An 8,750-nucleotide genomic window follows, 5' to 3' on the forward strand; every position below is an offset into this window, starting at 1 on the left:
GGTCAGCGTCCTCCCTCGGGTGCGTCGATGCCGAGTGCGTCCCGCGGAGCCGGACGCGAGGCCGGAACGGCGTCCTGCGGCGCCGGGACCGTGCCCGGTAGCGCCCGGGCGTGCGCCAGCCAGTCGCGGGCGGTGTCGGCGTGGGCCTTGTCGATGTGCACGCCGCGGTAGCGGACGGCGCCGTGCCCGGCGGCGGACGCGGCCTCGTAGGCGTCGACCAGGCCCTGGTGGAAGTCGACCTCGTCGGCCGACGGGGTGAAGGCCTCGTTCACCGTGGCCACGTGGGAGGGGTGGATGGCGATCATCCCCCGGAAGCCCAGTTGGCGGCCCTTCTCGGCGAAGCTCTTGAGCCCGGCCAGGTCGTCGAGCCGCTCCCACAGGCCGGTGAGCGGGTGGATCCCGGCCTCCCGGCAGGCCAGCAGGATGCGGCTGCGCAGGTAGAGCGTCTCCTCGCCCTCCGGCGTCCACCGGTACCCCACGGCCCGGGCGATGTCGGCGTGCTCCGCGGTCGGGCCGATCATGGCCCCGACCCGGGGGGAGGCCAGGGCGATCTCCCGGGCGTGCTGGATGGCCCCGATCATCTCGACCGGGACGATGTACTCCAGGCCGGGGACGCCGTTCCGCTCCTCGAAGTGGTCGAGGAGGGCGTCGTAGCGCAGCACGTCGGCAGCCGTGCTGATCTTGGGCGCGAAGACGCCGGTCAGCCCGGGGACGACGACGGCCTCCAGGTCACCGCCGGTGAGCCGGGTGTCCAGCGGGTTGACCCGGACGAACAGGCCCACCCGGGAGTCGCGCTGCCGGACCGCGCGGATGGAGTCGGCGACCGTCTGCCGGGCGGCGGCCTTCAGGTCGGCGGGCACCGAGTCCTCGAGGTCGAGGACGACGCAGTCGGCGCCGGCGGCCAGGGCCTTGTCGACCCACTGCGGCTTGTGGCCGGGGACGAACAGGATCGAGCGGTACGGGACCACGGTCAGTAGCTCCGGGGCAGGCCGAGCACGTGCTCGGCGGTGTAGTTGAGCACCATCTCCTGGCTGATCGGCGCGATCCGCATCAGCCGGGCCTCGCGGAAGTACCGCTCGACGTGGAACTCCTTGCCGTAGCCGAACCCGCCGTGGACCTGCAGGGCGACGTCGGCGGCGTGGAAGCCGGCCTCGGCGCAGAGGAACTTCGCGGCGTTGGCCTCCCGCCCGCACGGCAGCCCCTGGTCGACCAGCCAGGCGGCCTTCTGCACCATGACCTCGGCCGCGTCGAGCCGGATCGCGGCGTCGGCGAGCTGGAAGGCGATGCCCTGGTTCTGGCCGATCGGCCGGCCGAAGACCTCGCGCTGCTTGGCGTACTCGGTGCCCCGGCGCAGCGCCGCCCGGCCGATGCCCAGCGCGGCGTTGGCGCTGATGACCCGCTCGGCGTTGAGCCCGCCGAGGATGGTCCGGAAGCCGGAGTCGACCTCGCCGACGACGTCCTCGTCGGCCACGAACAGGTCGTCGATGAACAGCTCGTTGGTGTCGACGGCGTTGCGCCCCATCTTCGGGATCGGCCGGATCTGCACCTTCTCCCGGTCGATCGGGGCGAAGAACAGCGTCATGCCCGCGGTCTTGCGGCCCTTCGGGTCACGCGGGCTGGTGCGGGCCAGCAGCAGCATCCGCTGCGACTCCTGCGCCTTGGTGATCCAGACCTTCTTGCCGCTGACCAGGTAGCCCCCGTCCACCTTCCGGGCGAAGGTGGAGATGTTGGTCGTGTCGGTGCCGGCGTCGGGCTCGGTGACGGCGAAGGAGACGTGCAGCTCGCCGCTGACCGCGTCCGGCAGGAAGCGCCGCTTCAGCGACTCCGAGCCGTGCTCGATGATCGGGTGGAAGCCGAAGATCCCGATGTGCACGGCCGAGCAGCCGCCCATGCCGGCCCCGGAGGCGGCGATCTCCTGCTCGACGATCGCCGCCTCGGTGACGCCCAGACCTCCGCCGCCGTACTCCTCGGGGATGGTCAGGCCCAGCCAGCCGGCGTCCTTGACCGCGTCGTAGAACTCCCAGGGGAACTGGTGGGAGGTGTCGTGCTCCATCCAGTACTCGTCCGGGAAGGCCTTGCACATGGCCCGGACGGCCTCGCGGATCTCCTTGTGGACCGGGTCCTCGACGAAGTCCATGTCGTCCTCCCTCAGCGCGCGCCGGCGGGGGCAGCCGCGGCGGCGAGGCGGTCGTGGGTGTCCTCGGTGATGCCGGTGGCACGCAGCTCGGCCTTCTGCACCTTCTCCGAGGGGGTCTTGGGCAGCCGGTCGACCAGCCGGATGAACCGGGGGGTCGCGAAGGCGGGGATCCGCCCCTCGCACCAGGCCCACAGCTCGGCCGGGGCGACGTGGCCGTCGGTGACGACGCAGGCCATGACCTCGTCCTCGCCGGCCTCGGACTCGGCGGCGACGGCGACGACCGCCACCTCGAGCACCGCCGGGTGCGAGAGGAGGCCCTGCTCGACCTCGTAGGAGCTGATGTTCTCCCCGCGACGGCGCAGCGCGTCCTTGTAGCGGTCGACGAAGTAGAACCAGCCGTCGGCGTCCTTGCGCAGCGCGTCGCCGGTGTGGAACCACAGGTTGCGCCACGCCTCGACGGTCTTGTCCGGCATGCCGAAGTAGCCCATCGAGCAGGTCCAGGGGTGCCTCGGGCGGACGACGAGCTCGCCGACCTCGCCGACCGGCACCTCGCGGTCGGTCTCCGGGTCGACCAGGCGGACGTCGAACCAGTCGGCGGCCTGGAGCCCGGCGGCCCCGGCCGGCCGGTCCTCGCCGTACGGGGACAGGATGGGGGCGCTGGTCTCGGTGAGGCCGAAGACCTCGGTGAACGCCTCGATGCCGAAGCGGGCCTTGAAGCCCTCGAGGATCGAGCTGGCGGTCGGCGCGGCGAAGACGGTCCGCAGCACGTTGTCCGCGTCGTCGGGCCGCGGCGGCTGCTTCCAGACGAAGTCCATCATGACGCCGATGAGGTTGGTGGCGGTCACCCGCGACTCGCGCAGCTGGTCGATCCAGCGGCTGGCGGAGAACCGCGACCGGCAGACCAGCCGGGCGCCGGCGATGAGCGCCGGGTAGGCGGCCATGAACTGGGCGTTGCCGTGGAAGAGCGGGGTGCAGGTGAAGTAGACGTCGTCGGGGGTCAGCCGCTGCAGGCTGACCACCTCCTGGCCGAAGAAGTACATCTGCGCGTGCGGCATGGCCACGCCCTTGGAGGGCCCGGTCGTGCCGGAGGTGAAGAAGATCGACGCCAGCGCGTGCGGGGCCGGGGTGTCGAACGCCGCGCCAGGGCGGGCGCCCTGCGCGAGCTGCTCCCACGGGTCGGCCGCCCAGCCGGCGTCGCGCAGGGTGGCCAGCGCCTGCTCGCGGGAGCCGGTGTCGACGACCCAGAACCGCTCGATAACCCGGGCCGCCTCGCCCAGCGCGACGAACCTGGCCGCCTGCACGTCGTCGACGACCGCCCACCGGGGGGCCGCGGTGCTCAGCTGGTGCTCGAGGAACACCCCCTCGTAGGCGGTGTTGACCGGCACCTCGACCGTGCCGCCGACGCCGGTGCCCAGCCAGGTGCGCAGGAACTGCGAGGAGTTGGCCGCCATCACGAGCACCCGGTCGCCGGGCTGCGCGCCGGCCTCGGCCAGCCGGTCGGCGACGGACTCGGCCTGCGCCAGCGCCTCGGCGTAGGTGAAGGTCAGCCCCTCCTCCGGCAGGTCGAGGAAGACCGCGTCCGGGCGGTGCGCGGCCTGGTGCCGCAGCACCGTGGCGAGCGTCCAGTCGTCCTGGTCACCGAAGACCGGGACGAGGTCGGTGTAGGTGCGCATCGCTCCCCTGCCGTCGTCGTCCGTCGAGCCACCATAGCTAATCATGATTAGAGTTCTGTCGCCAGGGTCCGAAGCGGCCCCCGGGTCCGGCCCGGGGCCCGGACCCGGCGGCGGGCTCAGCCGGTCAGCGCCGCCTCGCCGAGGAAGGCGCGCAGCACCGATGCGTTTGAGCGCGCCTCCGCGGCCGCGCCGGCGAAGACGACCTCACCGCGGGCCATGGCGACGACCGAGTCGGCGACCTCCATGCCCATGTCGGCGTTCTGCTCGACCAGCAGGACGGCGATCCCGGAGTCGGCCATGTCGCGGACCGCGCCGAGCACCGACTCGACCATCGTCGGCGCGAGCCCCATCGACGGCTCGTCCAGCAGGATCACCCGGGGCGAGGACATCAGCGCCCGGCCGAAGGCGAGCATCTGCTGCTCGCCGCCCGAGAGCAGGCCGGCCGGGCCGCCCCGCCGCTCGCGCAGGATCGGGAACATCTCGTACACCCGCGCCAGGACCTGGCGGGACCGCTCACGGGAGGCCGTGTAACCACCCAGGACGAGGTTCTCCTCCACCGTCAGGGGCGCGAACACCCGCCGCCCCTCCGGCACGAGCACCATGCCGTCGCGGACCACCTTGTGCGGCGCGCGCCGGGTGATGTCGCGGCCCTCGAGCCGCATCTGCCCGGCGTGCACCGGCACCAGGCCGGCCGCGGCCCGCAGGGTGCTGGTCTTCCCGGCCCCGTTGGCCCCCAGCACCAGGGTCACCCGCCCCGGCTCGGCCCCCAGGGACACCCCGCGGACCGCCTCGGCCGTGGCGTACCGGACGTGCAGGTCAGCGATCTCCAGCACGGTTCCACCTCTTCCCCAGGTAGGCCTCCTGCACGGCGGGGTCGCGGACGACGTCCGCCGGGGGGCCCTCGGCGATCGGCAGCCCCTGGTTCATGGCGAGCAGGCGGTCGCAGGTGTCGACCATCATCTGCACGTCGTGCTCGACGAGCAGCTGGGTCAGCCCCTCGTCGCGCAGCCGGCGCAGCAGGCCGGCCACCTCGAGCCGCTCCGGCTGGTTCATGCCCGCCGTCGGCTCGTCGAGCATGAGCACCCGCGGCCGGGAGGCGAGCGCCCGGGCGATCTCCACCCGGCGGGCGGTGCCGTAGGACAGCTCGCCCGGGAACAGGTCGAGCAGGTCCTCCACCCCGGTGCGCTGGACCGCCTCGCGCACCGCCGCCGGGACGTCCCGCCGGACCAGCTCGCGCAGCCGTTCGGACCGGCTGCGCCGCAGGTCGGCGCCCAGCTGGATGTTGCCGAGGACGGTGAGCTCGGGCAGCAGCCGGACGGTCTGGAACGTCCGCGCGATGCCCCGGTGGGCCAGGCGCGACGGCGGCGTCCGGCCGTACTCCTCCCCGTCGAGCAGCAGGCGCCCGCGGGTGAGCGGCACCAGCCGGGTGATCGCGGCCAGCAGGGTGCTCTTGCCGGACCCGTTGGGGCCGAGGATGCCCAGGATCCGGCCCTGCTCCAGCGTCAGGTCGATGCCGTCGACGGCCTTGATGCCGCCGAAGTGCACGGCGACGTCCTCGGTCCGCAGGACCGCGGCCGGAGCACCGGCGGCGGTCGCGCCGCCGCGCGGCTCCGCGGTCGTCACGAGCGCACCTCCCCCGGCGTGCCGAGCGTGGCCAGCGGCGCCTCGTGCTCCCCGGCCGCCGCCGCGGCCGCGCCCGGCCGGGCGGCGGGACGCCGGCTGCGCCGGTACCGCCGCCAGCCGGACTGCACCAGCCCGAGGATCCCGCCCGGCACGTACACCGCGGCGGCGGTCACCAGCAGGCCGTAGACCAGGAGCTGCCACTCGCCGACGAACTGCAGCACCGTCGGCAGCCAGGTGAAGATCAGCGCGCCGATGGCGGCCCCGGCCCAGGACAGCGACCCGCCGACGATGATCATCGTCAGGGCGGTGACGACCAGGTGGAAGCCGATGGTCTCCGGGGAGACGGTCGTGCGCAGCAGCGTGTACATGCCGCCGGCCGTGGCGCCCAGGGCGCCGCTGACGACGAAGACCCGGCGGCGCACCCGGTTGACGTCGATGCCCAGGGTGACCGCCAGCTGCGGGTCCTCCCGGACGGCGTCGACCCGCCGCCCGTAGGCCCCGCGCTCGCCGGCCGCCAGCAGCAGCACCACGACCACCGTCACCGCGATGACGTGCGCGGTGGTGAGCGTGCTGATGGCACCGAACAGGCCGGTCGGCCCCCCGGTGAGCTCGCCGCCGTTGGTGGCCGCGACCCCGAGGAACAGCGCGAACGCGATGGTCGCCATGCCGAGGTAGAGACCCGAGAGCCGGGCCACGAGCAGGGCCAGCAGGTAGCCCGCCACCGCGGCCAGCAGCACCCCGGCCCCGATGGCGATGATCGGTGCGACCTGCAGCCGGATGGTGAGGATGGCGGCGGTGTAGGCCCCGAGGGCGTAGCTGCCGACGCCGGCGAAGGAGAACACGCCCGCGCGCAGCGGGACCTGGATCGACAGGGCCAGCAGCAGGCTGATGAAGGTGCCCTGGACGAGGATCAGGTGGGAGACGAACCACTGGCTCACGTGCGCCGCACCTCCTGGCGGCCGAGCAGGCCGTTGGGCCGGACGAGGAGCATGAGGAAGAGGACGCCGAAGGCGATGGCCGGCGCCCAGGCGCCCGAGGTCGTGACCAGGACCAGCGTCTCGACGCCGGCCAGGAACAGCGCCCCGATGGCGACCCCGGCGATGCTGCCGACGCCGCCCAGGATGATCGCCGCGAAGGCCTTGAGCAGGAACGCGTCGCCGGTCTCCGGTGCGATCGAGCCCAGGTAGTAGGTGAGCAGCACGCCGGCCAGGCCGGCCAGCGCACCGGCGACGGCCATGGTGAGCAGCGCCAGCCGGCGGCGGTCGACCCCCATCATGGAGGCGACCTCGGCATCGACGCCGATGCCGCGCAGGGCCAGGCCCGGCCGCGCGGCCTTGAGCCACCAGCCGATGACCCCGGCCAGCCCGACGGCGGCGGCCAGGGTGATCAGCTGCACGTTGGAGACCCGCACGAAGCCCAGGTCGTAGGTGTTCACCTCGAACACGCCCGCCGAGTAGCCGAACGGCACGCTCCGGGTGAGGTGCTGGGCGATGGCCAGCGGCACGATGGCCACGCCGATCCCCCCGATGAGGATCTGCAGCTCGGCCTTGTGCTTGTCCGTCGCCCGGCGCTGGATCGGCTCGAAGACCAGCAGCTGCACGAGGACGGACAGCAGCGCGCCGGCCACGACCCCGATCGCGATGAGGGCGACCATCGGCAGCTCCACCTGCTGGACGACCAGGTGGGCGGTGAAGGCCGCGAACATGAAGATCGAGCCGTGGGCGAAGTTGAGGATGCCGATGGTCCCCCAGGCCAGGCTCATGCCCAGCGCGAACAGCAGGTAGAGCGATCCCAGCGTCAGGGCGTTGAGCACGTCCTGTGCCATGTCCGGTCCTTTCCGGCGGCCGGTGCCGGCGGGCGGGGCCCGCCGGCACCGGCGGTGGACAGCAGTCGGGCCGCCGTCAGGCGCCCGGGGTCGGGACCACGACCTCCTCGGCGCCGTCCCACTGGATCAGGACGCCGGGCACCCGGGCGTCGTTGTCCTCGAAGGTGATCTCGCCCTGGGCCCCGGAGAACCCCTCCTCGGCCACCGCCTCGAGCCCCTGCTGCAGGGCGGCGCGGTCGGCGCAGCCGGCCTCCGCCAGGCCGCGGGCCAGGAACCACATGGCGTCGTAGGCCTCGGCGGCGTAGTTGTTCGGCACCTCGCCCGCGTAGGCCTCGCCGAAGGCCGTGACGAACTCCTGGGTGCTCTCGGCGTCCTGCGAGGGGGCGTAGTTGGCCGGCCACAGCGCGCCGGCCGCGGTCTCCCCGGCGGGTGCGAGGTTGCCCGCGCCGGCGGCGCTCATCCCGATGATGTCGCCCTGGAAGCCCGCCTGCCGCAGCTGCGTGATCGCCACCGGGTACTGCGGGCCCTGCAGCATGAGGAAGGCGGCGTCCGGGTTCTCGCCGGCGATCTGCGAGGCCGGCGTGGTGAAGTCCTGCGCGGTGAGGTCCACCCCGCCGCTGCTGACGATCTCGATGCCCTGCTCGTCGGCGACGGCGGGGACCGTCGTCTCCCCCAGCTCGGCCAGCGTGGGGTTGCCGGTGTTGAAGAGCACGGAGGCGGTGCCGATGCCCTGCTCGGCGAGCCAGGGGCCGACGATGTCGAAGTAGGACTCGGCCGGCGGGGTCAGGCGGTAGGTGAAGTCGCCGGTCAGCACGCCCTCGCTGCCGGACTGCACGTACACGACCGGCATCCCGGCGCCCTGGGCGATCGGCGAGACGGCCGTCGACTGCGCGCTGGCCTCCGGGCCGAGGATCGCCACGTAGGACTCGTCGGCGATCGCCTGGCTGGCGAAGCTGGCCGCCTCCTGGGGGCTCGTGGAGCTGTCGCGGGTGTCGAGCTCGATGGTGGTGCCGTCGAGCAGGCCGTCGGCCGCGATCTCCTCCAGCGCGAGGTCGATGCCCTTCTGGGCGTTGAGCCCGGCGAAGGAGACGGGGCCGGTGAGGGCCCGGATGTTCATGATCCGGACCGACTCCGGCAGCTCCTCCCCGGCGCAGGCGTCCGCGCCACCCCCCGCGGCCCCGCCGGCCCCGGCGCTGCCGGTGTCGGCCGGGGAGCTGCACGCCGCGAGCCCGGCGGCCAGCGCGAGCGCACCGGCCGCACGGGCGCCGGCCCGGCGGCGGGGGCGAACTGCCTTGCCCATGGGGATCTCCAAACTCTCGTAATGATGTGCAGGGTTGGAGAGACGGTAACGGGGGTCACAGGCGCTGTCGAGAGCCGCCCGCGCTGTTATGCGTTCGTGACCCGGTGGGCGGCCCGGTGGGCGGGCACACGGCGGCCCCGGCCCCCCGAGGGGGGCGGGGGCCCGGCGTGGCGCCGCGGGGCGCAGCTGGGC

At 73.6% G+C, this 8,750-nt stretch carries 8 protein-coding genes; all 8 read right to left on the minus strand.

The window, feature by feature from the left end; all coding sequences use genetic code 11:
* Positions 1-2: 2 nt before the first annotated feature.
* The 8 genes from ACI8AC_RS21620 to ACI8AC_RS21655 all read right to left on the minus strand — a co-directional run bounded on the left by ACI8AC_RS21620 (position 3) and on the right by ACI8AC_RS21655 (position 8,558).
* A complete protein-coding gene (locus tag ACI8AC_RS21620; protein WP_456899905.1) occupies positions 3-968 on the minus strand; it encodes an HpcH/HpaI aldolase/citrate lyase family protein in 966 nt (321 codons plus the stop codon).
* A 2-nt stretch (positions 969-970) separates the two neighbouring features.
* Positions 971-2,137, minus strand: coding sequence for an acyl-CoA dehydrogenase family protein (locus tag ACI8AC_RS21625; protein WP_456899906.1), 1,167 nt, complete (start codon positions 2,135-2,137; stop codon positions 971-973).
* 11 nt (positions 2,138-2,148) lie between these two features.
* Positions 2,149-3,855, minus strand: a complete 1,707-nt coding sequence (locus ACI8AC_RS21630; protein WP_456899907.1) for an AMP-binding protein — start codon at positions 3,853-3,855, stop codon at positions 2,149-2,151.
* Between the two features lie 71 nt (positions 3,856-3,926).
* A complete protein-coding gene (locus ACI8AC_RS21635; RefSeq protein WP_456899908.1) occupies positions 3,927-4,643 on the minus strand; it encodes an ABC transporter ATP-binding protein in 717 nt (238 codons plus the stop codon).
* Entirely contained in the window at positions 4,627-5,433 is an 807-nt protein-coding gene (locus tag ACI8AC_RS21640) for an ABC transporter ATP-binding protein (RefSeq protein ID WP_456899909.1), read from the minus strand. Before ACI8AC_RS21640 ends, ACI8AC_RS21635 begins: the two co-directional genes overlap by 17 nt.
* The gene (locus ACI8AC_RS21645) at positions 5,430-6,371 is read right to left on the minus strand and encodes a branched-chain amino acid ABC transporter permease (protein WP_456899910.1); all 942 of its coding nucleotides are present in this window, start codon (positions 6,369-6,371) and stop codon (positions 5,430-5,432) included. Before ACI8AC_RS21645 ends, ACI8AC_RS21640 begins: the two co-directional genes overlap by 4 nt.
* Positions 6,368-7,258, minus strand: a complete 891-nt coding sequence (locus ACI8AC_RS21650) for a branched-chain amino acid ABC transporter permease (protein WP_456899911.1) — start codon at positions 7,256-7,258, stop codon at positions 6,368-6,370. Before ACI8AC_RS21650 ends, ACI8AC_RS21645 begins: the two co-directional genes overlap by 4 nt.
* A gap of 76 nt (positions 7,259-7,334) precedes the next feature.
* The gene (locus ACI8AC_RS21655; RefSeq protein ID WP_456899912.1) at positions 7,335-8,558 is read right to left on the minus strand and encodes an ABC transporter substrate-binding protein; all 1,224 of its coding nucleotides are present in this window, start codon (positions 8,556-8,558) and stop codon (positions 7,335-7,337) included.
* Between the last annotated feature and the right edge of the window lie 192 nt (positions 8,559-8,750).

It is taken from the genome of Geodermatophilus sp. SYSU D00758, assembly GCF_054049955.1.